The following is a 25,359-nucleotide window of genomic DNA, read 5'->3' on the forward strand; positions in this document are numbered from 1 at the left end:
CTCCATGATGCATATCAAAAGTCTTCTACCGACGCGAGACAGAACCTCAATAACGAATTCACCGATGCGATGCTCAAGAAATATGACGACTCAGCATCTGTAAATCGTATGCTCAAAGAACCTGAAGAATTGCAGAAAAATATAGAAGAATTTACTACACAAAAAGCAAATAAAATGATACAATCTAAATTTGATTATAATGAAACGAAAAATAAAATACCTGAAACAGAGTATTTAAAAACAATGCATAAAACCGGGCCGAAAGAAACAGCTGAAATAGGCGACAAAAGCATAAGACAGCGAGAAGTAGCTCCAACTATACCTAAAGCAATGGAAGCTAAGGCCAACAGCCTGCGTGGTAGTGTTGAGTCTCAGGTGAAGGCAGGAGGGGAGATTGGTGATAAAAGAGATTTTCTTGAGGCAGGTTTTGACTATAAGAAAAGCGATGGAACAATTCAAAACAATATCCAAGCGCAAGAGCAGATCGATGCCAATAAGGCTGAGCTCCACAAAACTAAAGTGAGCCCTGAGCACAAGCAAGAAGTGAAGCGTGAAGCAAAAGAGTATGCTGGGAAAACTGTAGCTAAGAACACTGCCAAACAGTTAGGAAAATTTTGGGATGGGCAGAAACAGAAAGCCTATGCCAGGTCGGAAAGATTGAAACAACAACGGGAGAATAAGGAAGGTGACCATGATTGAAAAAGTCAAACGCAATTGGAAGCGCATTTTGTTCATCGGGGGTGGAGCATACGTAGCGATCGCGATTCTTAGTACTGTTGTTGGGGGAGTGCTCATTAAAGGTCGTATGGACAAAATGGAGAACTGCGAAGATGAAATTGGTAAAGCTTTTATAGAACGAAAGGCGGAGTTTCGAGAGAGATTCGACAAAAACTGGAATGCTAAACTAGATAGACTATCAGAGGGATTCGCTAGGAGTCAAAAAGCCTCTGATAAACATCAAATCAAGGGAATGAAAGGGTCTTTAGAAGATAATAAAAAATATATTAAAGACCTAATTAGGGAGGGCAATAATCAAGATCGAGTCAAACGGTTAGAATCCCAACTTCCTAAGAGGATGGAGCACATTGAAATTATCCAGGCCGCTTTTGATAAAAAGTGGACCCCTCAAGCAGAAGACGAGACCCTCAATCAGTTTGAAAGAAGAAGAGATGAAGGTAAGATCGATTGGTTGGTGATCCAACTAAGCAGAAGAGTAGATAGCTTAGAATGGTATCCCGACCAAAGAGAATCAGCCTTAGAAAATATCGAAAGACAAAAAGATCTCTTACACAAAGAACAAGCCAAATTTCAAGAGAAGTACAGTGAGCCCTATCGAGGAACAGAGTTAAAGGATCTCTGCTTTGCTTTGCAAGAGCAATCTAGAAAAGATCCTCAAGCTTTCCTTGAAAATTTATCAGTGAAGTAAGCTAAGGAGAGAGGAATGTTCAAGACGCTAGCAGGAGGAGGCCAAACCACTGCCCACGGCGTGAGGATGCTCCGTCAGGTGATCAAGATCGCCTTGATAATCTCTGTAATAGCTCTCATAGCAACCTTTTCTTACAGAATGTATACAATGGTTCCCAAAGATAGATATATGGATTTTGTTCGATATTTCAAAGCCATCGGTCGTTGGGATGAACATGCGTGGAACCACTATAGCGATCGAATGGACGAGGTTTGGAGTTTTGCCATTAGACAAATCAAACCGTCATTGAAAGTCGCAGCAATAGCTTTTGGTTCAGTCCTTGGGATATTTCAAGTGCGTGGGTTGGTAAGTAAGCGTACTCGCAAGGCAAAAAACAAGTCTCCAATCAAACGCCCCCTATTCAAGAATCCACTTCACAAAGGATTTTTCCTGGGGAAAGCCTCTCTACCAAAAAAATCAGAGAACACCCACATTCTGGTAACCGGAGGAACAGGTTCTGGAAAAACTAACGCGTTCCATCATATTTTAAAACAGGTACAAGAAAAATCCCAAAAAGCCGTCATCTTGGATACAACAGGTGTCTTTGTAGATAGATACTATTCAGAAAAGCGTGGGGATATCATCCTCAACCCTTTCGATGCAAAAGGACGCAGTAAGCATTGGAGCCCTTGGCTCGATGCAGCAGATGAAATAGAGTACGAAGCATTAGCCAAATCGTTCATCCCCAACAAGGCAAAAGACCATGATTCATTTTGGAAAGAAGCAGCAGCAACAGTATTTTCATCATTGATGGAAGTCTATGCAGATCTTGATGATGACGATGATGACAAACTCACACCCTTAGAGGCTCTCACTGAAATGCTATTAGCAAGACCCATAAATGATCTCATAGACACACTCCAGTGGACTTCAGCAATGGCCCACATCAGTAAAGAAGGAGACAAAACAACCGCTAGCATCAGATCTACAGCGGCCTCTTATTTGAATTGCTTGAAACATTTGCAAACTCCGGACCCAGGACGGGAGTTTTCTATTACAAAATGGGTTGAAGATGAATCCTCTGATTCATGGCTTTTTCTTTCTTGTGATACTAAAAGCAGAGACACCATGCGTCCTTTGCTTAGTGCGTGGTATTCAACGGCAATGAGATCTCTGATGTCTCTTGATCCTTGCGACGATAGGCGCGTATGGTTCGTCAATGACGAACTTCCATCGATGGACCAAATCAATGGTCTGAGCACCTGCCTTTCAGAGGGAAGAAAATACGGAGCCTGCGCCTTGCTTGCTACGCAATCGCCCTCTCAGATAGTAGATATCTATGGCTCCCAGCAGGCGCAAACAATCACATCCAATTGTCAAACAAAAATCGTCTTTCGTGAGTCCGAGCCACAGAATGCTGAGCAGCTGTCAAAATTGTTTGGGAACCTGGAACTTGAAGAGACAAAAGAGGGGCTTTCCTATGGTGCCAACGATATGAGAGATGGTGTAACACAAAGCAAACAGCGCCGAAAACAAGCAATGGTCACAGTGACAAACATACAAAATCTTAGGGTAAATTATTGCTATCTAAGAGACACAAAAGGTAAAATCAAGCACTTGAAATTAGGGATTGCTAAGAAAAACTGAATAACTTTTACTCGAAATGTCGCTTCTCGACAGATTTAGACTTTGTTCTGCCTTGAAGTCGGAGATTTCCAACCATCCCTAGAGGAGACCATAAACATCCTATAGATAAACTGATTTAAATTAGTTATAGGCATTTTTCTATAAAAAAGCCCTTGCACTCCGTCGTATGGTAACTAAAACAAATCATCTTAGCTATAGCAATGAGTTATGAGTGTATTCCTTTTTTAAAAAAAACATAAACACGTTAATAGTTAACAAGTTATACCATTCGTAAAAAATAACGTCATAAAATAGCCCACGGTCTTGAACAGAGCCTTCTCACTCTGGTTGGAGTGTCAACAAATGCATTCCATGCATCGCAGCAGGCCATCGTAATCGCATCATAATCTTCATAACAGCGATTCGCTAGATGTTCATCTCGAAGCGTTTGCCATACTTGTTCTGTTGGATTCAACTCTGGCGAAACCGGAGGAAGCGGTAGAAGGCTTATGTTGCTAAACCTTTTAAGTCGCTTTGTTGTATGCCAAGCAGCTCTATCCAGCACAATAACTGCATGCCTTCCTTCAGGAATCTTCATGGAAATGTGCTCAAGATGCACAAGCATTGCTTCTGTATTTACAGCTGGCATTACAAGGCCTACAGCTTCATCTCTGACGGGGCAAATAGCTCCAAATATGTAAGCGTATTCAAATTGCTGCTGACGTGCGAGCCGAGGACGTGTTCCTTTATTGGCCCATGTACGGGTTACAGTGCCTCTTTGGCCCACTCTAGCCTCATCTTGGAACCAAATATCAACAGACTCTATTTCTACTCCTGCTGGCAATGCCTCAACTACTTTTTCTGAGAAGTTTTTTTAAAAGTCTCTTGGGCTTCTAAGTCTGCCTTGGGGTGAATTGATCGACCCGAGATCCAGACGAGGTCAGCCCTTTTCAATGTATTGTATACCGTCTTCAAAGATGGGTCGACTCCATATTTTGTTTTCATCAATTCCAAAATGTCTCTCCCTTTGATACGTCCACCTACTTTCTTCTCTTGCAGCTCTAAAACAGCTTGCCTGAATGCAGCTTGGTGTTCTAGAGGTATCAATGGCTTCTTACCTCTACCCGGCTTATCTTTTAACCCTTCGAAACCTTCCGTTCTAAATCTCTTGATCCACCTCATCAAAGACCTGAGTTTCACCCGTACAAAGGCTGCTGTTTCTGTAAACGTCTTCCCTTCTTGGAGATGGGCAAATGCCAGAAACCTCCTCCTTTCTCTTGGACTCCCCTCTGTTTTAGCAAGCTTATCGAAATCGTACTGATCAAGTCCTTTTATCTGAGCGGCCTTTCTTCCTCTCAACACTCACCTCCTGTTAAACTCAAACAGCTTACATGAAAAGACCAATTAAATTTATGACTTTATTTTTTACGAATGGTATTATGTTTAATTTAGTTTTATCGTGGTCTAAAAACAGATACTCGGGTAAAATTTACGGAAATTTTACCCCTTAAGAAAGGAAGAGCCAAAATGGCAAACCCAGCAAATTGCTTTCCAGATAGGAAGTATCTTTCAAACCCCGATATGCCCTGGCGCTTGAATTCCGACCTTGAGAGGCGATTAAAACCGCTTCCAAGTCATTTTCAACCCCTGTCAGAGGGAGAAAGCCAGTGTAAATACTGTGTACTTGGACCCGAAGATCATTTGGAATGGAATTTTATTCACCAATATTTTGATCGTAGTCAGGCTGGAGATCGTCATATTAAAGAAATACGTTATCTTCACCATGAAGGACTTTTTCAATCATTTGAGACAGGTATTAAAACTGCAGAAGATAAGTCAAGAAATGGATTTTTTGATCCAAAATGGAAACAAGGAACTAATGCGGTTGAAAGACAAAATGTTTTTGATCGTTGGAAAAAAATGGTCTCGAATTTTCCTTGCTCAATCGAAGTGGAGGGCAATGTTCAGGCACTTAAAAATGTAAAAATACTTCCATTATTACAGGGGAGTAAAGAAGCACTGTGTGAGTCTATTTGTCACTCTGGGCTTGAAATCGTTGGTAAGCACTCAGGAATAGCTGGGCCTTCTTCTACAGATCCTGGATGGTTCGGAAGTGGTATTTATCTTACGAACAGCATGCGCTATGCAGAGCTTTATAGTCGTTATGCAGAAGTAATGTCAGGTGGGGACCCAGATAATACCCCCTTGCATATGATCTTATCTTGGGCTTCAATGAGGGAGCCTTATCCGGTAATCAATGGAGATGGGGTAAAATTAAAGGGGAAGGATCATGTTGGAGTATATAATGCACATTATATTCCGGTGGTTCCCTCTCCTGTGGATGAACTGGTCTGTAAACCTCCAATAACAGGAATAAAAAATCAAACCCCAAAGTGGGACGAATACTGCCTTTTTAGTACAAGTCAAACATTGCCTCGATTTTGGATCATTTTTGGGAAAAATGGTGTGCATAAAGCGCCTCAATCTCAAATGCCAGATCTTTCAACTGAAATAAATGCCTTAGCTCGTCAGTTAATTAATCCTGAAGTGTTTCAAGTTGATTCTTCTTTAGTGCCCATCCATGGGAGAGCCTTTTGTGATATTATGCATAGAATACATACTTTTCCTCCAGGTGTTGTTGCGAATGGATCCTGTGTAATTATCAGCGACCTGGTATTAAATGTATTTTCGCAAATTCCTTCATCCAAGCTTAGACATCGGCTTCAGGATACCTTTAAAACCTTTCAAAATCCTGAAGATATTGCGAAGTTAAGATCTCTACAATTTTTATCAGAGCGCCTGAGGAATAGAGCAGTTGAAATAAATGATCTCATTCTTGGAGAGCAATCACGACAAATCGTGTCAGCAGGAGCGGACAAGGATCACTTGCCCCTTATTTTAAGCAGGGTGCAAACGAAAAACCATCAGCTCCAGAGGGGTATTGAACTAATCAGAAGCCTTCAGGGAGCTCTTGAAGAAGTTATTAGCACGAATATCATGGCTGTTCAAAGTACAAAGCTACAAACTTCAGAACAAGCAAGAAGTCAACAAGCTAGAGAACTATCTGCTAAAGATCGACAACTTCAGCAAGAAAAAGATGCGCGAGCAGCAGATGTGAAAAGGCTTGGACTTGAAGTGAGTCAAAAAGATGCTGAGATTGCATTAGAAAAACAAAAGGCTGAAGACTTGGCTCAAGCATCTAAGAATAAGGAAGCCCAATTAACTCAAGCAACTGAAGAAATGCAGCGGCAAAAAGATGCTGAGATTGCATTAGAAAAACAAAAAGCTGAAGACTTGGCTCAAGCAACTGAAGAAATGCAGCGGCAAAAAGATGCTGAGATTGCATCAGAAAGGCAAGAAGCTAATGAAAAAAAACTCGAACTTGCAAGGCAAGAAGTTGAAATACAAAGATTAAGAGTTCTTCTTGGCCAAGAGAGTGATCGAATAAAATCCCGTGTTGATACTATGGGAATCCTTAGTGCTCATAATTCTCCAGAGTTCAGAAGAGCTGCGGAGGCTAGAATTGAAAGACTCGAAACTATTGATGCAAAGCTCAGAGACTTTCGTGGATTACTTGTGGATGAGCTTTTTATTCATCGAAGAACCTCCTTTCTTAAAGAGGGGACCACCCAAAGTGTCGCAGAGTTTAAGGAAATAACAGATGCATTTATGAAGATTCCTGGAATGGAGGGTCGCACCTTAATTGCCTCATGGCATCAAATAAGCGACAGCTTATCTGCTCCAGCTAATTTCCTAGACATCTTAAATCCCTCTCCTGCGGGAAATAGATCTCACTCTAGAGTCATTTTAGATGAACTAAAGATTTTATCTCAGGATGTCCATACAGAACTGCATCAGACCTTAGCGAGCATAGGCAATGGATTACAGCTCTGTGTTCCTCGTGGTGCCGGTAGGATCAGTTGGCAAGAAATAGAGGTTGAAAGAAACCGTCCAAAGCCTTTTAGTGAAAAAATCTTTGAGATTGCTTCAAGGTTATTAGCAAGAAGATGGATTAGGGAAAACAACGCTTTATTAAGAAAGTATTTAAATGGGAGTGTAGTATGAATCCAGTAAATCCAGAGCAAAAATCAGTTGTTCCCCTTCCAGTAAAAAACGTGAACACCGGAGCTCTTCCAGAACCTGAGATCGGAGTTCTCCAGGTTGTAGGAGGAATCGCTCCTTTAGGTGCAGATAGAGTAGAAGTGCTACAGCTAGAGCCTCTAACTTTTGAGCAGGTCATGCAACTTGACCCAGAAGTGATCCGCAATTTACCCGAAGCTCAGCTTGCAAATATTCCCTCTTACATAAAAAGCCATCTACAGGACTTCTCAGACACAATTGCTGCGTCTCATAATGGAGTAGACAGTGAATTGCGTGATAAATGGGATGCTCTTTGGGGTAATCCCTTTATTGAAAGTCAGCCGCTTATGTCTGGAATAATGGGAGATCTCTCCAAAGATATAGGTTGGCAAAATACTCAAGTAGAACTGGAAAAGCAAAACCAAGCTATTGAAAGAATACAAGCACTTGATGCCCAGAACCAAGAAGCTTTAGATCGATATGGTGCCGGAATCGAAGAACTAAAGGAAATCGGTAGGCAATGCAGAGCAGACATGGATGCCAGAGCCATTAAAGATGCTGAAAACCGCGTTATGTGGGCTGCCAAGGAAGCAGAACACCAAAGAACCAGAGAAGAACAAGAGAAATCTCACCGAGATAACATGGAAGAGCAAGAGAAATCTCACCGAGATAACATGGAAGCTTTGGACAAAAGAACTGAAGAAAGACAAAGAGCCTATGAAGAAGAATTAGCTAGTCTGAATAGAATTAAAGAAGAAAGACAAAGAGCCCATGAAGAAGAGTTAGCTAGAATCAGAGCTGGAGCAGGTATTCTATTAGTTCCTCAGGTAGCTCCAAGGCCTCCTGCTGCCCATCGTAGTAATAGAAAGTATTGGATCTTAGCTTTGGCAGTTGTGGCAATGGCTTCTATTTATTTTGGAAGAAATTATGCGAACAGGAATCAAACAAAAGTCCCTAAGCCGGACAAGCTATAAAACTGAAGTGGAGAAGGGCCTTGAAGTCCAACGGTACGAAAAGTTCCGCCAAGCCTATTTCACCAATGGATCATGAAGCAGATTTCTCGGCTCTTTTGCAAAAAATAGTCGTGTATTCCGCATACTAAAGTAGATATCATCTTTACAGTGACTAGAAAAAATAAGGTCTGACCAACATTCCTTAAAATCAATTTTAAGCACTTTTGCGAAGGTTTTTATTTCATTAGCAGGATCACATTACCCACATCCAGATATCGGATCCTAGAGCCCTTTTAAAGAGAGAAATTTTCGCACTTTTCTAATTTTTTCCGTATCATTCCGATCCTTTGATATTTTTCAGCTCTTTTTCACCCAAACCCGTTAATCTCGATATTTGTTCAAGCGGAAGGTTTTCATTAAACATCGAACGAGCAATCTCTAGAGATTTGTTTTTTTCACCTTCCTCACGCCCTTCTTCGCGCCCTTTCTCTTCGTATTTCTTTAAGGTATTTGCTTCGATTCTCAGCCACTTGAGCTTCCCTTCATAAATCTCACGCTCTTCTTCGGAGAAATTCATGACGTTGAGCACATCAATCGCTTTTTTCACTGGAGCGTCATCTAAGGAAGCTGGTAATTTAGCTTTGCTAAGGAGATCATTTCTGAGTAGAAACGCAGACCAGAGGTCTAAGGCGTTTTGAATTTTGGATCCAATATCTTCAAATTCTTTCCCTAGGCTGTCATTGAATTTCTTCAGTTCTATTGTATGAAGCTCCAATTCCTTAAAGTAATGGAGACCCGTTTCTTTTTCTGTGATATGGAAGGCGTTGTGATACTTTTCAGAGTCCAAGATAGAGATGAAATTCAAAATATGGATCCCTATGACTTTTTCTAGGGTTCCATAGTCATCTTTTTCTTTGAGCTGATCTGTATACAGCTTCGCCCAATAGTATAGAGCTCTTTTGTCGTAGTCAGCCTCATCGGTAATTTGAATTTCAATATTGAACTTCTTTCCATGGTTTCCTTCGGCTTTGATGTCGAGGATTGAGAGCTTGTCTTCTTTGAAATTCTTCTGATTATAGGGGTTAAGCAGGGTCACATCGACAACCTGATCCTCCTCTCCTACGATAGAGTTAATCAAAGATATGAGCAGGTCTTTGTTGCCTTCGGTGCCAAATATTTTCTTGAAGGCGAGGTCTACCCGCGGATTGATTTTGTGTGACATGAAGTCCTCTTCCTTTCGAATTAGCTCTATTGTACTCTCCATAGGAAAACCCTTCAATGACTTTTTCCCTAAGCAATTTTAGTAATCAAAATCCTTCCAGGTCAGAAAATTGTCTCTTGTGGATATCATAAGCTCAAACTCTGTTGTGTATTCATAGTCTTGCTTCATGCAGTCCAAGACTTTTCTTTTCACACTGTCCATGGCACCGCCTGCGTTCAAATTTTCCTGGTCACTATCCATAGAATACCTACTCCATTTGAAATATACATTATAGGACGGGGGATATTCTCTGCCATTGAAAAATTACTGATCTATCCCCTCTAAAACCTCATAATCCTCTAGAGGAACGATGGCAACCTCTGCGCCATTGAAATTATAGAGAATCCGCTCTCCTCCAAAGGCGACTCGATTGAACATCTCTTGCTCAGTCTCTACTGGTTTCAAGACGATTTCTTCATCTTTAGACCTTGCATTAACATCCCACCCTACTGGGTGTTGCAATTCTTCCATTGTTTGCATAGTTTTCTCCTTTGCAAAATTGTTTTTTTGGTGCATCAAAGACTTAGTTCAAACCCTCTTTGCTGCTGCTCTTCTTGTTCAATGCCAAGTTGAACATCTAGTTGTTTTTCTTGCTTTTCTAGCTCTGACCAACAGCCCAGGACTTCTTGCGACTGTATGTCTTTTAAAGCTTCAGAGGAAAGAAAATCATGCTCGGTTTCTCGTGCATGCATGTTTTCATGGATCGCTAGTTGCTCCAGTATCTCCAGACGCTCTAACTCACTTCCCCATACCAATAACTTTCTATCCTCTAAGATGGAAAGGTCAACGTTATTTTCTTTGTCAAACAAGAGCGAGTCCTCTACTGGCATCTTATTTTCATGAGAGCTGCTTTCAATGACAGCACTCTCTATAGAAACGAAGACGTAGCCTTCTTGATTATTGAGTCTAGAAGCTTCATCTGCTTCTAATTGAGACTGACACAGGACAACTACTGAGCGTTCATTCTCAGGGGTGAAGAGGCTTTCGATATTTTGAATGGGCTCCATCCCTGAAGATTGGCAATACTCTTGATAGACTGCGAGCTTCTCAAGCTGCATCTCTTGCCTCTCTAACACAGCCTCTCGTATACGCAACTCTTCGAGCTGATGTTCCATGTCTTTCTCTATTGGCTTCAGGGCTTTTTTTTCAATAGCATAGATTTCAATCTCAGGAAGTTTTGATACACCATATTGGGAAGGATCAGACTTTTCGGTTGAAGTGTTTTGATAGAAATCATGGCTATCGGATTTGTCAGCTCTATTTTCCCGACGATCGTCTAATATTTCCTGGATGTTTGCTTTTAACTCTCTCCCAAATGCTTTAACACGAGTCCACCTAGTGCCATATTCTCTTGCTTTTTCAAGCCCGTGATCAAATTTCTCCCTCTCAGCCTGTTTCTGCAGATCATATTCGTTGTGGAAGTAGAGTGTGGATTCCTTAGAGGCGTCTTTGGAGCATTGCTCTTGCAATGGTCCAAAACCTCCACACTCTTCCTTGTCAATGTAAACACTGACAGTTTCTTTGTGCCTGGACATGGCGACATAGGAAGTTTGTTTTCCATTGAGTGAGTTGTGGAGAACGTAGGTGTCCTCTACCGTTCTACCTTGAGATCGAAAAGTAGTCGTTGCGTACCCTAATTGCCAAGAGCCGTATTCTTTCGGATCAAATGATACAATCTTGGTGCATTTGGAACTGTCTTTTCCCTCCTGATCAAGCTTTACGACAAAACGGTCTTCCTCAGCTTTAACAAGTTCGCCCTTTAGTCCGTTTGTTACACCAATAGCGCGATCATTCTTCCTGAATTCAATCAGATCCCCCTCACTAACGCGCAAAGAACCAAACATTGTCTTGCAGGAGTATTCTTCCTCTTTCAGCTCTCCTTTAACCATGCGGACGTCGTGAGCCGCTTGATTGAGTACATGGACTTCTCTATTGGTGGTAGCTAGGATTAGGGATTTGTCATAAGACTTAGATGTGTCGAGGTAATGAGAAAAAGACCAATCTACTATGAGCTTTTCCATTGCGCTAGCTTTATCTCTTTCGAAGTTCAGGCATTTTTCCTTGCTCAACCCTCTTAATGCGGCTTCAATATCTCCTTGTGCAAAGCTTTGCGTTATAGATCGTTGCTCTTGAGAGCTTTGGCGTTGTATATAGTGCAGTTTCGAAGCGTCATATTTTTCTGCTAGAACCTGAAACATCCCTCCTCTATCAACTGAGGGCATTTGGGAAGAGTCTCCGGAAAGGATGAGCTTGGCTTTGTGGGCGTGAGCTACCCTACAGAGTTCATTAAGGGCTTGGTTTCCCAGTTTTCCGGCTTCATCGACGATCCATAGCTCTTTGGCCTTGATCTCTCTACAGCCATGCTCTTGAGCGTACAAAAATCTAGGTACATTCTCAGCATTAAACCCTTTTTCTTTGAGAAGATTAGCGGTTGCGTTATCAGGACCAAACCCTCGTACTCTGATTCCTTTTGCTTCGTAAGACTTTTTTAACGCCTCTAGAACGTGAGATTTCCCTGTACCAGCATAACCTTCCAATACATATAAACCTTCTCTTCCAGAGAGTGTTTTAAAAGCTTGGAGTTGTTCTGGACTCAGAGTACGCGAATACTTCTCTAGATGTTTATCCTTTAGCTTAATATGTTCGATATCGTTGATTTTTTCACAGCGGCGAACGATCTGCTTTTCTTCTTCAAGAACTTCTTTAGTTGTGAATTTCCCTATGTCTTTGTACCAAGGATATCGACTGTTTAAATCTTTCTGTTGGAGCTTCACTATTTCTGTTTGCTTCCAAAATAAATCCCTAACTCCTTCTAATTTCTCGTGAGGTGTGTGTTTGGCCATAAAACGCTCAACATCTTGGACTTGCCATACTGCTTTATTATTAGAAATGGCTTTCAAAATCTTAGCTGGATCACTTGCATCAATAGCGTTTTGCTTTTGAATTTCCTCGTGTCTCTCTAGCATATCTAGGCAATTCCCCCGAAGCCTTATAGCGCCTAGATGTTCTTGGGGGTTCAGTGACTTTGGATCTACACGCAGATCTAGACCAAGCTCTTTAAAATAGCCGTTTTGTATCTTTGTCCATACTTCTCCCCAACGGGTATTAGAGATCTCTTTTTGCAAGGATCTATCTTTCAAATAGTGAAGACTTTCTCCATCTTCTGAAAATGTTCTTGTTGGTACTAGTATATGAGCATGCCAATTATGATCTTCTTTATCATCAGGGCTGTGAATAGCATAATGAACTGCTAGCCCTTTATCCACAAACTGCTGGGAGAATCTTTGTGTTAAAACAATACGATCTTCTTCAGTGATCACCTTGTCATCTGGGAGGGCGATAACGAGTTCCATCCCTACTTGCGAGTTATGTTGTGGCTCTATCTTTTCGGCAGCATTCCAAAGTATTTCAGGTTTTAAAAACTTTTCATCTGCGCCCTCAGGAAGCATGATCTTTTTTGCTAGAGGCGCTTCTCTACTGGAATAGTCATAAAGCTTTCTATGCTGAAACTTCGTACCTTCAAATTCTAATCGAGAGCGATCAATATAGGCAGCTTTATGACAGATATTCTGCCCTTTAGAGCGTTGTACAAATTCGTTCCTTGCTTGTCCTATTGCCATTTTATCTTTTCTTATTCTTAGATCTTTATCTAACATTATCAAAACAGACTTTTTGTTTTTCTGCAAGTTTTAAGGAAAGCAAGCACCAGTATGGTGCATATTGCGTATGTCTCTAATCTAGCGATTAATAGCCATAACGCTTTAACTCTAATTTAGGTAAACTTAAAAATACATCCGCAAGGTAAAAGTCCTTTTTGTTAAAGGACACTTTGGTTACGATGGATAGAAAATAGGAAGTTGTTATATGGAACAACGTTTTCATGCCTCAAGAAGAGAAGTAATAGAGTTGCTTCAAAGAAAAAGACGGTATAGCAGATCTTTAACGGATAGTGAACTAAGAGAGCTCTTGAAAGTGGGAAACTTTGAAAAAGAAAACGGCATGTCCTCGGAGGATCTGCTGATCTCCTCGGCATGTCAGGGCGCTTCGCTTTCTATTGAAGGGAGAAATAAGGTTGGGTATACAAACATTGGAGATTGTGAAAATGAACGAGCTTGAAAAAAAGAAGGAAGCCCTTAAGCTGAAAAAGTCTCGTATTGAGCATCAGGAAAGGCTTCTGAAGCTTAAAGAGCGTAAAAACCGCACGAGGCTTCTGATTGAAGTCGGTGGGGTTGCTTCGAAAGCCGGAATTGATCATTTGAACACGAATACTCTTTTGGGGGCTTTTCTTGAAATCAAGGAGAAGGAACAAGAGGAGGGGACGCTTAAACGGTGGACCAAAAAAGGTGCTGAGGCTCTTGATAGGGATAAAAAGAGAAATGGGGAGCCTTTGATTGTGACGTTTGCTGAGGAACCGGAAAAGAAGATTAAGACGGAGATTAGGCAGGCGGGACTGCGATGGAACCGTTTTAGGAAGGAGTGGCAAGGGTTTGCTAAAAAAGCGCAGTTAGAAAAGCTTCTTAAGGGGGTTGACCATCAGGTGCAAGATTTAGGGAGTCAATCGTCTAAAAATGGAGAGGAGGAGTGAATATGGCTTCTGATAACGAGATGCTAGCGTTTTTGAAAAGGTCTTTGGAAAACCCTCACTTTGATCAACTGGAGCTTTGCCTTTGGGCAGTTGAGGGCGATCAGTTGGTGTTTGTTTAGATGGAAACTTCCAAGCGCATCTTTTTGAACAGATGGTTTTTAGCGATGATTGCTATTGGGTCGTTTGCTCTAGCTTGTTCCATATCAGCGGTACATGTTTTCCATTTAAAACCTTGTGTGATGTGCAAGCTTCAGAGGATTCCCTTTGCTCTTTTGATTGTGAATGCGGGATTTGGGCTCTTGAGCTCTTACAAGCAAGGGTTTTTTAAGGTAACGCAGGTGTGTTTGGCTTTGGGGATTGTCCTTGGGATGGGACATTTTTTAATGCAGGTAGGAGCTTTGCCAGATTTTTGCACATCAAAGAAGGGCTTTGATACGACGCAGGAGTTTTCAAGGATGCTAAAAACCTCAAAATGTTCTGATATAGCCTGGTCTGTTTTTGGGGTGCCGGTTTCTCTATTGAATGCACTGCTTCATACTTTAGTTTTAGGACTAGGGTATCGTTTTAGCTTGAAGAAAGGTCTGATGGGAGCCTTATGATGGAAACACAAGTGGTTGTGAACAAGTTTTATCCGGAGGAATTTAGACGAAAAGCTGATAGCGAAAAGTACCTTTCTAAGGGGACGTGTGAGGTGCATCTGCTTTTAGGGCCGATTGAAATGGATGTCAAAAATATCACCTATCGGATTGATCATGAAGGGAAGATCTTTTTAAAGCCTCCCTTCCGCATCCACTCCAACAAGAAGGCTGGGATCAAACCGAGGCTCGTCCCTTCGATTGTTTTTAAGGAGGCTGGGGTATGGGGTCAAATTGAAGAAACAATCAAGCATGAGCTCTCTAAAGAGGTCTTAACGCTTCCTAAAAGGGAGTGTTTGCAGCTAGATTTCTGGGAATAGGTGTTTCATGTTTTAAGCTTTATCCTCACAGTCTTCCTCTTGGATTTTTTGTAAGCCCCCATTGCTGGGGGCGTTTTGTTAGATTTTATTGGTTGCAGAAAATAAAGACCCCGGCGCCATTTGGGTTTGAAGCGGAATCGTAACAAGCATTGCAACAAAATTCATATTTCCAAACGCGAGACCAGTCAATATAGCAATCAAATTTTGCGAAGAGACCCCCTTTTTCTTCTTCATTATAACAATCCTCAAAATACGTTTCTGCAAACATTTCCTCGCTCTGGTAAACGCCTTGAAAAGCATCTTGAAATTTTTCTAGTGCTTGGTCAAGCTCTTCCTCGTTTTGGATGTCGTTAGCCCCGCAATAGTTCTCTTCTATCCAGATCCAAAAGGCATCTTTTTCAGTCGTCCTGTTTTCAAACTCTGTTTCAATGCGTTTCAGAAACTTTGCTTTTACAACTGCTGTTTCAAGATCGAGGTATTGTGTATCAAAAGGGGCAAAACCTTCAGCATCAAAAATCTCCCACTCTTCAGGGTTCTCGCCCGGAGAAGTTTTTAGAATTTCATTTTTTACTTGAATGAGGTCTTCTAAAGTCTCTGGAACATCTACCCATTCCCCGTGCAATATCCCTTCGTTGTAAGCCGATAGGCAACCGATCCAAACGCTTGGACAATCGTTTTCTAGGTCGTTGTTAGAAATTTGTGAATTGTTGTAATCTTGTACTAGCTGATTCATGATGAACTCCTATATTAGTTCGTTGTGTCTTGGTTAGCCTCCTTCGTAAGTTGGCGCTTACTTGGGGGGCGTTTTTGTTCCCCTTTCTTATTCATAATGTTAACATAACTTTGTATTTTTCCATAGATAAATTTAATATTTTCTTAATTACATTAATAATATTTTTATGCTTTTTTAAATGAATCAAACCTATTTAGAAACAAAAGTAAAATAAACAACTCTCTCATCAATAGAAAGCGAAGCGCCCTGACATGCCGAGGTGCTCAGCAGAGCCTCTGAGGACATGCCCTATCGATTCATAAGGTTTTAATTGGTTGAGAGGATTCTCAGCAGGATGCAGGGGGCATCACTTTAGAAGAGGGTGGCGAGGATATCTCATAAAAAGTATACTAGGGATAACAAACGTGAGAAAGATGAAAAAGCTACCCATAGGCATTCAGAGTATTGAAAAGATCCTCAAAAAAGATGAATATATCTATGTTGATAAGACAGGATTTGTCAAGCGACTAATAGATGAAGGCGCTCCACATTATTTCATGTCGCGCCCTAGGAGATTTGGAAAATCCCTTTTCCTCAATACATTGGAAGAGATTTTTAAAGGCAACAAAGAGCTTTTTAAGGAATGCCAAATCTATGACAGCGATTATGAGTGGCAAGAGCATCCGGTTCTGCACTTTGATCTAGCGCGAACAGAAAGTCGAGATCCCATTGAGTTTGAAAATGTTTTGAAGAGAAAGCTTCAAACAATGTCCTCACTAATGGGAATTTCTATTGAGTCTCCTACAGTACAAGAGGGGTTAGAATCTCTTATTACTACATTAGCAGAAAAGAACCGAGTGGTTGTATTGGTCGATGAATACGACAGCCCCATCATCGATAACCTTAAGAAACCAGAGATCGCCGAGCAAAACCGTGACCTTCTAAAGGCCTTCTTTGGAACTTTAAAAAGTCTCGATAGATACTTAAAGTTCACCTTCGTGACCGGCGTTAGCAAATTCTCTCAGGTGTCTCTTTTTTCCGGACCTAATAATCTAACCGACATTACCATGGACCCTCGATATGCAGGGATGATGGGATATACCGAAAAAGAGCTTAAGGGTTCTTTCAATGAGCATGTCGAAACCATTGCCCAGAAAAGAAGCGATACAAAAGAAGAAGTTTTTGAAGAGATCCGCACTTGGTATAACGGCTACCGTTTTTCGGAAAAAGAGCTCTCTGTCTATAACCCCTATTCAACGCTTCTATTTTTAGATGCCATGAAAGCAAAAAGTTACTGGTACAGGACTGGAACACCTTCTTTTCTTCTCAATGAGGTCAAAAAACATCCCCAATCTGTCATCCCTCTTAGCAATATTTCTGAGACAGAAAGCACTCTTTCCGACATCAGTAGAGTGGATCGCATTAATCTCTCGGCCTTAATGTATCAAACAGGCTACCTAACTATCCGAGGACATAACTCTGAAGAAAACTCCTATGACCTTGATTTTCCTAATCGTGAGGTCAAAGAAGCCTTTTTTAATTCTCTTTTGCAAGAGTTTACAGAAGTTAACCCATTAGAAGTCACTCGAGCCTCCCAAGCTATCAGAGAAGACCTCCAAAAATTCGATCTAAAGGCTTTCTTTGAAAAAATGAATATCCATTTTGCTAAGATGCCCTATCATACCTTTCAGCATGCTAAAGAAGGATTTTATCAGGCAGTCTTTTTCACGTTTCTAGAGACATCAGGAATCAAAACAATGTCTGAGATCGCGACTAATATTGGTCGTATTGATCTCATGACAGAGCTTCCTAAAGCCCTCTGCATCTTTGAACTAAAACTGGACAAAACTCCCGAAATCGCCTTAGCCCAAGCTGAAACCCAACGCTACAGACAACGGTTTGCTCAAAATGATAAGGACACCCTTGTAATCGGCGTTAATTTTAGCTCTAAATCCCGCAACATCGATGCCTGGAAAGCCTCCCTCTATACTGCTTCCGGAGAAATTGTACGAGAAATCTATCCCTCCTGAACTGCCAGATCTTTTTTCAGGATCGGAAGGTTCTGATTTAGGTTTGTTTTGATAATCCGAACTAAAGACATATTAAATCACCCCAGATTACAACTAAAAAAACTGAACACGCCAGGTTGCACTTAATCGCGTTTTAAGCCGTTTTCCCGACAAACAAACCCCAATACAAACCAAACACTTAAACAACGCAAAACAACGCAAATCTGAGCTTCATTTTTTGTGACTCTCCCCGAAATTTCTCAAATAGGAGCAAACTCTATGATTTTCTCTACTTTGTGCATCGTGTCCTTTCTTGGAGCGTGCTTGATTTAAAATTTTAGTTCTGCGTAGTTTATTTGTTCTGCACTAAGAATTATTTAGCTATATGTTAATATCCGGCTTAATAGCATTAAGAAATTCTAATAAACTCTTCCAAATTATATTAAGCGCTTTCCGCAAGCCTTTTAATATTTTTTTGCAAAAACCAGAATCTGATGGTTTACAAAAAAATTCATCAATATTATCAGATTGTAGTTTTTTTATTTTTTTTGAACAGTTACGGATATGAAAAAATTTAGGAGGTTCTATGTCTATTGATCTTAAAAGGCTGGCAAATGTATTTCTATAGATATGGCTTGTGTTTGAAAGACTAATCCATATGTCACCGACTTTTCTCCATTCATAGAATTCATCTGTATCACAAACATAATCTATATCAAGGGTATTTGTATAAAAACGAAAAAGTTCATTATGATAAGGCGATTTTTCTTCCCAACGTTCTGCAATTCTTTCAGATATGTTTTGATCGTCAAGAAATTGAATAAACTGTTCTAGTTGATCAAAGGGAAGGTGTTCGTGTAATTTTTTGTAAACAGGAGAAATTTTTGGGTAATTATCATGGTTTAAAGAAAAAGCTTTTTTCAGCCACGTTTTGTCGATTTTTTGTTTTTCGTGCATGTTTAATGCCTTCTCAATAAGATACCGATCCAATATTTCTGAGAGAAATAGGTCTGGGTGTATATGATAAAAAATCAGAATAGATTGACCAAGAGAAAATGCTTCAATATTTTTCAGTTCTCGTTTATTAATTGAAAAAGTTTTTTTTATTAGTTTTCTTAAATCTTCAGTAGAATTAGAATGTTTCGATCTATTGTTTTTCATCTTTAATTTTTTTCAGTTCTTTGATCATTGCTCTCAATCTTAATCTAAGATGACTTCACACGCAATGTAACTGTCAATTCTAGCCAGCGCCGATTCAACTCTGAAGTGCGACATTTGCCACCCCTCTACTGAGCTGGCTAAAAACCTCTAAGGGGACTGTTGAGAACTGGGATCATTTTCTGAAATCATTTAAACTATTCCTCAACAACGGAGGATTCCTATGCAACAAGTTGAAATGATCTGTCTAGAAGATTTAGTTCCAGAAAGCCATAACTACCGCAAGTTTTCCAAGATTTGGTCATTCAATTCTGTGGAGAAAAGACTCCAAAAACTGGAGAAGAAAAATCCCCATAAGGGGCACGGATTGCTTCGATTATTCAAGTGTTTATTGCTGCAGTTTATGGAGAACTGCAGCGATAGAGAATTGGAACGCTTTATCCAAGAAAATACTGCAGCTCGATGGTTTTGTGGGTTTAATCTCAGGGATAAGACCCCAGATCACACAGTCTTTTGCCAACTTAGAAAAAAGATAGGGACCAATACCTTGTCCAAGATTTTTGCTGACCTAAGAGATCAGTTAAAAGCACAAGGACTTATGAGTGAAGTTTTTACTTTTGTTGACGCAACTCATTTAATCGCTAAGGCAAACTTATGGGAAGAAAGAGATAAAGCGATTGAAGAAAAATATGAGAAGCTAAACAACGAAAACATCTCTCAATTTTCTGCAGACGTCCAGGCAAAGATTGGTTGTAAAGGGAAGAATAAATACTGGTACGGTTATAAGCAGCATACCAGTGTGGATATGCAAACAGGGTTGATTAACAAGGTTGCGATTACTCCAGCGAATATCACAGACGCTGCAGGTTTCAAGCACGTGTGTCCATCTCATGGGGCTAGCTATGCGGATAAAGGGTATTGTATCAATCCTGCACCTAGAGTAGCGAAGACAAAGGGGGTACATCTAAGTGCTATAAAAAAGAATAACATGAAAGGTAAAAACAAAGATCAGGATCGATGGTACAGCTTTGTAAGAGCTCCTCATGAGAGGGTCTTTTCGCAGAGAGAAAAACGGGTTCGGTACCGAGGAATTGCGAAAAATCAGTTTGTGGGTTTTATGCAGGCCATTTGCTACAACCTGAAGAGGCTCGCGGTTCTAGATCCCCCAAATTTGTGTCTCTCCTAGGAAGAGGTGTGTCAAAACGGACTGAATTTTTCAGTTCTCAACACTAACAAGGCATAAAATTGATCAAAAAGCACCCAAGAGCGAATATTTTCCTGAATCCAACATGCTTACATCCTGAACCCCCTAAAATCTCTCAGTTCTAAACAGTCCCCTAATGGTGTCGAGAAGTTTAACACTTTTCTTGGTCTATTGTTAAGCAATAACTCAACCTCCATAAGACTCTGTGTTGAAACATCATCAAATCTCTTGCCTTTAGGAAGATACTGTCGAACTAGGCCATTTGTATGTTCATTAAGCCCCCTTTCCCAAGAATGATAAGGCTTTGCAAAATAAAAACTTGTCTCAAGGCAACGGCTCACCTCTTTGTGATTAGCAAACTCCTTCCCATTATCCGCTGTTAACGTTAAAACAAAGTTTTGAAGGGGGCTCAGTTTTTGAACTAGCGCATCCTTCACCTCTTTTGCAGTTTTCTGGGATACCTTTGCAAGTTTTGTCAGTTTAGAAGCTCTGTCAATCATGGAGACTATCGCCCCGCTTTGTCCAGAGCCTATAATCGTATCAAGTTCCCAGTCACCAAGTCGGACTTTCTCTTCTACAATATCTGGTCTTTCATCAATGTCTATTCTTCCGGGAATGCACCCTCGGCCAGATGTTCCTTTACTTCGCTTGTTGTATTTTTTACCTTTGTGTCTAAGCTCTTTATACAATGATCCTCCTATCCGCTTATTGGCCCAGATGTACTTATAAACAGTCTCATGGCTGACACATTTCGTATATCCTTCCTTCTTAAGCCAGCCCGATATTTGCTCAGGGCTCCACTGCATCTTCAACTTTTCCTCAATTGTGGAAACTATTGCACCTGTCATCTTTAACTTCCGATGACTTGCTCTATAGCGTCGCTCTTTTGCTTTTTCATCGTAAGCGTCAAAACAGACCATCTTGACGTCATTGATTACTGAGGGGAAGATTGTTTTAAACCCTCCCTTTAGGATCCATTCCCTAGGGAGATCAATTCTTAAAGAGCAACCATGAACAAAATTTAAAAAATAGGATAAGACTCGAGACATAAATATTTGAAAGATATAAAATCGTTTCAAAAGGGGGATAAGAAAAAACGCTCTCAAAATGATGTATCAGATCACTTTGAGAGCTAACCAAATCAGTCTAACCTAAACCGGAGGTTGTTATGACTCAGCTAGCTCAAATTTATCAGAAACCCAAAAAACGAACCATATTTTTTCTTTTGGCTTTCCTCGTTCTGTTCGCCTTGGGAACAGTTTGGTGCTTTTATTACTTGTTTTCGGAAAGTTTTTTAGAGTATTGCGTAGGGAAAGATAATGACTTTTTTTCTAAATTAACCCTTTGGCTGTCCACCTTTATATTCCTAGTTCTTCTAATGAGCCCTCCTAAAAAAGTTCTAATTGTCTTTAGCGTGCCGCTCATATGTGCGCTGCTTTTTTCAGGAACTGCAGCTTTTAAAGAAATTGAAGCTAACATAATGATTAACAAATCTTTGAAAAAACAAGCTGAGTTAAAAAATCAAGAAATATATCATCAATTTTCTGATTCTTTGTCTCAAAACTCCAAAAATTTCCTCTGGTTTTCCGCTCTGATCATCTCAGAAAACACGATTCCTTTGGATTTTTTATATTCTCTTCTTGATGATCAGGCTGAAGCGACTCTCAAGGAGATTTTACAAACCCCTCTTTTTTGCCTTGTGGATAAGGAAATGCAAGAGGTTTTCTCTGAGAGAAAGGAAATAACCTTCTTATACACAAATATATCTACGCATCAGAAAAAGACTAATGGCGTTCCAGCACTTCTGAAATTTGATCCGAAGATTCTCAAATTCGCAAGTCCTACACCCTTGATCTCGGAAGAGATGATTGTTCGGGCTTTCACAAATTACCAAGGCGAGAAAAATCTTCTTTTCCTCAAAAGGCTGGAAAGGGCTTATTCCAAGATGAAAAGAAGAGAAACCAAGATCCTTCTTGCAAAACTTGCATCACAGGTCAACCTCAAGCTAGAACGTTTTGAAGCATCAAGATGCTGGAATAGAGAAATACTTAAGATTAATGAGGATATCAACTGAGTGTCCAATCAACTTTAGATTGATGCTATCCGATTTCAGGAGGAGTGGAAAACGCGAGGAATTACAAGCATGTTCTCCTGAGAAACTAGCCAAAATCTTAAATCTGAGTTATATTACCCAACAAAGGGGTGTGAACATGGACATTAAAAATCTTTCTAGAAGGGAATGGTTTCTGATCCTCATCGATGCAGACAGTCAGCCAAAGCTTAAGATATTTTCTCTGGCTTGCTCATTGGCACATCTTTGTTATTTTTTGTGGATGGGATTTAGCTTTTTTTGGTGTATTCTTGGACCGATACTCTTTCTCTCCGGTGAGCTGTTGGGATGCCTCTATTTTCCTACAAGGAGATTAATATGGAACGAGATTAAGAACGTTGAGAAATTCAGCTTGGGCGTTAAAGGGAAGCCCTCAGAGCCCGAAGAGGAGCTAACAATTATCAAGGTAAACCTATTCTCAGTGCTGTTAGAAGACGTAAATGGGAAAAGATTTTCCGTTCCAAAGCGCTTTTTCTCTTCAGGGGGCCCCATCTATAAAAACTTTGGGACCCTCAGTTGGCCTTCCAAAAAAGAAGAACAGGTCGTGTTCCATTATTCATCCCCCTATAGAACTGCTTTTGTGCTGACAGCTTTCCTGTTTTTATTCTGCTTCGCCTACTGGGCTTGGAATGAAAAAAGCTGCAATTTTTTGGGACTTGGGGCTTTTTTTCTAACCTCACTTGCTGGAGCATATTGGTTTTCCGTACTTATCAAGCACTACATCGTAGAAAGATTTTTCAACTCTAAACCAAGAACATCTAAAGTTCTTTCAAAAGCTGTTTTTCTTCTCTTGAAAGCCCGTGTCTTTATTGGTTTTGTTGGAAGCTCCTACACCACCTTTCTGATTTTCCGAAAATTTAATCTGATATAATTCTTGAGTTTTTCTCTGATTGGACCAGCGGACTCATTCATCATCTCTTCCAAATTTCTATAGCTGAGGCAATAGCGACAATACCATCTTACGCAGAGTAATATGATGCATGATTCATAATGACGCCATTTGAAAGGATTATTTTGGTCCATCTTTGCTCCTGTACTCTCGATCTAAAGAACAAATTATCCATCCCAAGCAAATATTTTGCCATTACCTATTTTTTGCAACAGAACCAAAATTCTTCCCGGATCTGTTTCTAGGAACACATGGATTTTACAATTAATATCGGATAAATTGGCGCCAGAATAACACTGTTTTGGTGTTGTTTTGATATCATAATGAGATTATCCCACTAATAAGTATCTGATTTGATATACTCCATCCTTTTAACAAGGAGGAACTTATAAATCAAATAATATGCGAGAAACAGTGGGATATTTTGAAAACTTTACTACCACAAGATCCAGTGAAAAGGGGCTTTGTTGCATAAATAGCTGCAGAAAATGTGATTCTTGCCTTAAGGTCAGTGAGTCTATAAAATTTTTTTGTTTATGAAAACGAAAAACCATAGGCTCAAAATGACGAATAAGAAAGATTCAAACCCATCCAAAAAGAGAGATCTCTATCGAATCCGCAACTGGAAGCAGTATAACACTTCATTGAAAAATAGGGGGAGCATCACTTTTTGGTTTAGTCCCGAAGTTATAGAGAAGTGGTATTCCAACGAAAATTTAGGCAGTCGAGGTCGGCCAAAATTCTATTCTGATGACGCCATCCTATGTGCCTTGATGATACGCGCAGTTTTTCATTGTAAGCTTCGTCAACTTCAGGGCTTTATCGAGTCACTTATTGCGATCTTAGGTCTCAACCTTAACTGCCCCCATTACTCAGTCTTCTCTCGGAGAGCCAGACATCTGAAAATCCCTTTAAAAAGGCCTCTTAAGCCAGGGGAAAGCTTGAATGTGATTTTCGATTCTACCGGATTGAAAGTTTTTGGTGAGGGTGAATGGAAAACCCGCAAGCATGGATACTCTAAAAGGAGAACATGGAGAAAACTTCATGTGGGCATGTGTGTTGATTCGAATGAGATTGTTATTGGAGCTCTGAGCTCAAATAATGTAACTGATGACGCAGCTATGGTTGAGATGATGGATTGCCTAGACGACTTCTCGTTGGGAGATGTTTACGGTGACGGGGCCTATGACACAATAGATTGTCGGATGGCCGTAGATGATCGAGGGGGAAGGCCGGTCATTCCACCACCAAACAATGCCCGCCTTCACAAGAAAGATCCCGCTCCATGCTTGGCTCAAAGAAATACAGCTATAGAGGAAATCAGGCGAGGTGGAGAAGATGGGAGAAAGCTTTGGAAGGAGAAGGTGGGATATCATAAAAGGTCTTTGGTCGAGACTTTTATGTTCCGATTCAAGACGATTGTGGGAGACAAACTTCGCTCAAGAACCTGGGCAAATCAATTTACCGAATCTATGATAAAGCTCCAAGCTCTGAACTGTATGACCGAACTGGGTATGCCAGATAGTTATAAAGTGATAAACTGACCCACAGAAGTGGGAGGGCCAAAAAGACTTTCAATGAATTATGCAACAAAGCCTGTTCAATTTACCATAAGTGTCAGATTAAGTCTTGCTATTTACAAATAATCTCATAAATGAAAAATCCGTGTGACTTTAATATTTTAATTAACTATAGTTGGTTCTTACATAAACAAATTAAGGAAAATTAGATGGAAGTTGTAGCATATCGCACTCGAGTTGATCAAAGCTATATTTGTTTTCAGTCTGACCACTTAGGCGGGATTTCTCCAATCCACTTTTCTCAAGAGCTCCCACTTGTTGAACGTAATGCTCTTCCAAAAAACGCAGTAAGCTTGATCAAATCCTATGAAAAAGATGCTGAAAAAATCAGAGCGAGGTATCCAAATGGATTTGCAAAAATCACACATCTAGATTTCAGCAATCTTGATCTTCATCGTCTTCCTCCTCAAATTTTGATAGAGTGTCAATCTGCGGTTACATTAGATATTAGTGGAAACAAGATCAATTGGCTTCCTATCCAACTACAAGAACTCAACATTACCAAACTCAACATCAGTGGAAATATCGGGCTGCAGCCTAATCTCTACTCTTTCCCCTGGCTTTTAGATATGCAAAAACTCGAGATCATTGCAAACGACATGGGGTTTAACTTTATCCCTCCAGGTTGGGAAGGACGCCTTCATTCCAAGGAAATCCCCTTTGCTTCGGAATGGACGGATTGCCCAAGACAAGTATTAAATGGTAGTTATGGTTAAAAATCATCTCCTTCTATCTTAGGTGGTTCGAAATCTAATTCTGTCTTAGGTGTTTCGGGAGCTAATACTGATACTTCTCTTTCTCCTCTCTCAGGCGTTTCTTTTTTCCTTCGCTT

The 25,359-nt window shown here is 40.4% G+C and carries 24 protein-coding genes and 1 pseudogene; 14 read left to right on the forward strand and 11 right to left on the reverse strand.

The features are described from left to right. The 3 genes from R2I63_RS00005 to R2I63_RS00015 all read left to right on the forward strand — a co-directional run. Positions 1-699: hypothetical protein (locus R2I63_RS00005; RefSeq protein WP_316355513.1), on the forward strand; the 699-nt coding region annotated here is incomplete at its 5' end. Next, positions 692-1,426, forward strand: a complete 735-nt coding sequence (locus R2I63_RS00010; protein ID WP_316355514.1) for a hypothetical protein — start codon at positions 692-694, stop codon at positions 1,424-1,426. The genes R2I63_RS00005 and R2I63_RS00010, both read left to right, overlap by 8 nt. A gap of 15 nt (positions 1,427-1,441) precedes the next feature. After that, positions 1,442-3,052 carry a type IV secretion system DNA-binding domain-containing protein gene (locus R2I63_RS00015; RefSeq protein WP_316355516.1) on the forward strand — a complete coding sequence of 537 codons (1,611 nt, stop codon included), beginning with the start codon at positions 1,442-1,444 and terminating at the stop codon, positions 3,050-3,052. A 283-nt stretch (positions 3,053-3,335) separates the two neighbouring features. On the opposite strand, the gene R2I63_RS00020 is transcribed toward R2I63_RS00015, so the two are convergent. Both R2I63_RS00020 and R2I63_RS00025 read right to left on the reverse strand, forming a co-directional pair. After that, complete coding sequence (locus R2I63_RS00020) at positions 3,336-3,875, reverse strand: IS630 family transposase (RefSeq protein WP_316355518.1); 540 nt, start codon at positions 3,873-3,875, stop codon at positions 3,336-3,338. A gap of 8 nt (positions 3,876-3,883) precedes the next feature. Beyond that, positions 3,884-4,393, reverse strand: a complete 510-nt coding sequence (locus tag R2I63_RS00025; RefSeq protein ID WP_316355520.1) for a helix-turn-helix domain-containing protein — start codon at positions 4,391-4,393, stop codon at positions 3,884-3,886. 165 nt (positions 4,394-4,558) lie between these two features. Between R2I63_RS00025 and R2I63_RS00030 the strand changes: the two genes are divergently transcribed. Continuing rightward, positions 4,559-7,096, forward strand: coding sequence for a hypothetical protein (locus tag R2I63_RS00030; protein WP_316355522.1), 2,538 nt, complete (start codon positions 4,559-4,561; stop codon positions 7,094-7,096). Then, positions 7,093-8,085 carry a hypothetical protein gene (locus R2I63_RS00035; protein WP_316355524.1) on the forward strand — a complete coding sequence of 331 codons (993 nt, stop codon included), beginning with the start codon at positions 7,093-7,095 and terminating at the stop codon, positions 8,083-8,085. Before R2I63_RS00030 ends, R2I63_RS00035 begins: the two co-directional genes overlap by 4 nt. 313 nt (positions 8,086-8,398) lie before the next feature. Here R2I63_RS00035 and R2I63_RS00040 read toward each other — a convergent pair whose 3' ends face one another. The 4 genes from R2I63_RS00040 to R2I63_RS00055 all read right to left on the reverse strand — a co-directional run bounded on the left by R2I63_RS00040 (position 8,399) and on the right by R2I63_RS00055 (position 12,981). Continuing rightward, positions 8,399-9,328: an Rpn family recombination-promoting nuclease/putative transposase gene (locus tag R2I63_RS00040; RefSeq protein WP_316355526.1), complete on the reverse strand. Its 930-nt coding sequence runs from the start codon at positions 9,326-9,328 to the stop codon at positions 8,399-8,401. Between the two features lie 36 nt (positions 9,329-9,364). Then, positions 9,365-9,526: a hypothetical protein gene (locus R2I63_RS00045; protein WP_316355528.1), complete on the reverse strand. Its 162-nt coding sequence runs from the start codon at positions 9,524-9,526 to the stop codon at positions 9,365-9,367. Positions 9,527-9,589: 63 nt separating this feature from the next. Continuing rightward, positions 9,590-9,805 (reverse strand): hypothetical protein, encoded by a 216-nt coding sequence (locus tag R2I63_RS00050; RefSeq protein WP_316355529.1) that lies wholly within the window; start codon positions 9,803-9,805, stop codon positions 9,590-9,592. Positions 9,806-9,840: 35 nt separating this feature from the next. After that, positions 9,841-12,981 (reverse strand): AAA family ATPase, encoded by a 3,141-nt coding sequence (locus tag R2I63_RS00055; RefSeq protein ID WP_316355531.1) that lies wholly within the window; start codon positions 12,979-12,981, stop codon positions 9,841-9,843. A gap of 208 nt (positions 12,982-13,189) precedes the next feature. Here R2I63_RS00055 and R2I63_RS00060 point away from each other — a divergent pair, with 208 nt between their 5' ends. The 4 genes from R2I63_RS00060 (at position 13,190) to R2I63_RS00075 (ending at position 14,865) form a co-directional block, all read left to right on the forward strand. Then, positions 13,190-13,441 carry a hypothetical protein gene (locus tag R2I63_RS00060; RefSeq protein ID WP_316355533.1) on the forward strand — a complete coding sequence of 84 codons (252 nt, stop codon included), beginning with the start codon at positions 13,190-13,192 and terminating at the stop codon, positions 13,439-13,441. Next, a complete protein-coding gene (locus R2I63_RS00065; protein ID WP_316355535.1) occupies positions 13,428-13,910 on the forward strand; it encodes a conjugal transfer protein TraD in 483 nt (160 codons plus the stop codon). Before R2I63_RS00060 ends, R2I63_RS00065 begins: the two co-directional genes overlap by 14 nt. Before the next feature lie 119 nt (positions 13,911-14,029). Next, positions 14,030-14,509 carry a disulfide bond formation protein B gene (locus R2I63_RS00070; protein ID WP_316355537.1) on the forward strand — a complete coding sequence of 160 codons (480 nt, stop codon included), beginning with the start codon at positions 14,030-14,032 and terminating at the stop codon, positions 14,507-14,509. Further along, the gene (locus tag R2I63_RS00075) at positions 14,506-14,865 is read left to right on the forward strand and encodes a hypothetical protein (RefSeq protein WP_316355539.1); all 360 of its coding nucleotides are present in this window, start codon (positions 14,506-14,508) and stop codon (positions 14,863-14,865) included. Before R2I63_RS00070 ends, R2I63_RS00075 begins: the two co-directional genes overlap by 4 nt. 85 nt (positions 14,866-14,950) lie before the next feature. Here the strand turns inward: R2I63_RS00075 and R2I63_RS00080 are convergent, their stop codons facing one another. Then, positions 14,951-15,598, reverse strand: a complete 648-nt coding sequence (locus tag R2I63_RS00080) for an antirestriction protein ArdA (protein ID WP_316355541.1) — start codon at positions 15,596-15,598, stop codon at positions 14,951-14,953. 413 nt (positions 15,599-16,011) lie between these two features. Here R2I63_RS00080 and R2I63_RS00085 point away from each other — a divergent pair, with 413 nt between their 5' ends. Continuing rightward, on the forward strand, positions 16,012-17,607 hold the full coding sequence (locus R2I63_RS00085) for an ATP-binding protein (protein ID WP_316355543.1): 1,596 nt from the start codon (positions 16,012-16,014) through the stop codon (positions 17,605-17,607). A gap of 360 nt (positions 17,608-17,967) precedes the next feature. Here the strand turns inward: R2I63_RS00085 and R2I63_RS00090 are convergent, their stop codons facing one another. Next, positions 17,968-18,747 carry a hypothetical protein gene (locus R2I63_RS00090; protein WP_316355545.1) on the reverse strand — a complete coding sequence of 260 codons (780 nt, stop codon included), beginning with the start codon at positions 18,745-18,747 and terminating at the stop codon, positions 17,968-17,970. A 220-nt stretch (positions 18,748-18,967) separates the two neighbouring features. On the opposite strand from R2I63_RS00090, the gene R2I63_RS00095 reads away from it, so the two are divergent. Beyond that, positions 18,968-19,930 (forward strand): transposase, encoded by a 963-nt coding sequence (locus tag R2I63_RS00095; protein ID WP_316355547.1) that lies wholly within the window; start codon positions 18,968-18,970, stop codon positions 19,928-19,930. Positions 19,931-20,037: 107 nt separating this feature from the next. Here R2I63_RS00095 and R2I63_RS00100 read toward each other — a convergent pair whose 3' ends face one another. Both R2I63_RS00100 and R2I63_RS00105 read right to left on the reverse strand, forming a co-directional pair. Next, positions 20,038-20,997: an IS30 family transposase gene (locus R2I63_RS00100; protein WP_316355548.1), complete on the reverse strand. Its 960-nt coding sequence runs from the start codon at positions 20,995-20,997 to the stop codon at positions 20,038-20,040. Between the two features lie 223 nt (positions 20,998-21,220). Continuing rightward, on the reverse strand, positions 21,221-21,427 hold the full coding sequence (locus R2I63_RS00105; RefSeq protein ID WP_316355550.1) for a hypothetical protein: 207 nt from the start codon (positions 21,425-21,427) through the stop codon (positions 21,221-21,223). 1 nt (position 21,428) lies between these two features. Here R2I63_RS00105 and R2I63_RS00110 point away from each other — a divergent pair, with 1 nt between their 5' ends. Continuing rightward, positions 21,429-22,022, forward strand: a complete 594-nt coding sequence (locus R2I63_RS00110; protein WP_316355552.1) for a hypothetical protein — start codon at positions 21,429-21,431, stop codon at positions 22,020-22,022. Between the two features lie 939 nt (positions 22,023-22,961). Here R2I63_RS00110 and R2I63_RS00115 read toward each other — a convergent pair. Beyond that, positions 22,962-23,081 (reverse strand): annotated as a pseudogene (locus R2I63_RS00115) (IS6 family transposase); the annotation flags it as partial. Between the two features lie 429 nt (positions 23,082-23,510). Between R2I63_RS00115 and R2I63_RS00120 the strand changes: the two are divergent. Continuing rightward, positions 23,511-24,491 (forward strand): IS5 family transposase, encoded by a 981-nt coding sequence (locus R2I63_RS00120; RefSeq protein WP_316355554.1) that lies wholly within the window; start codon positions 23,511-23,513, stop codon positions 24,489-24,491. Between the two features lie 185 nt (positions 24,492-24,676). Beyond that, a complete protein-coding gene (locus R2I63_RS00125) occupies positions 24,677-25,243 on the forward strand; it encodes a hypothetical protein (RefSeq protein WP_316355556.1) in 567 nt (188 codons plus the stop codon). The last annotated feature ends 116 nt before the right edge of the window (positions 25,244-25,359 follow it).

The organism is Candidatus Neptunochlamydia sp. REUL1 (assembly GCF_963457595.1).
Taxonomy (GTDB): domain Bacteria; phylum Chlamydiota; class Chlamydiia; order Chlamydiales; family Simkaniaceae; genus Neptunichlamydia.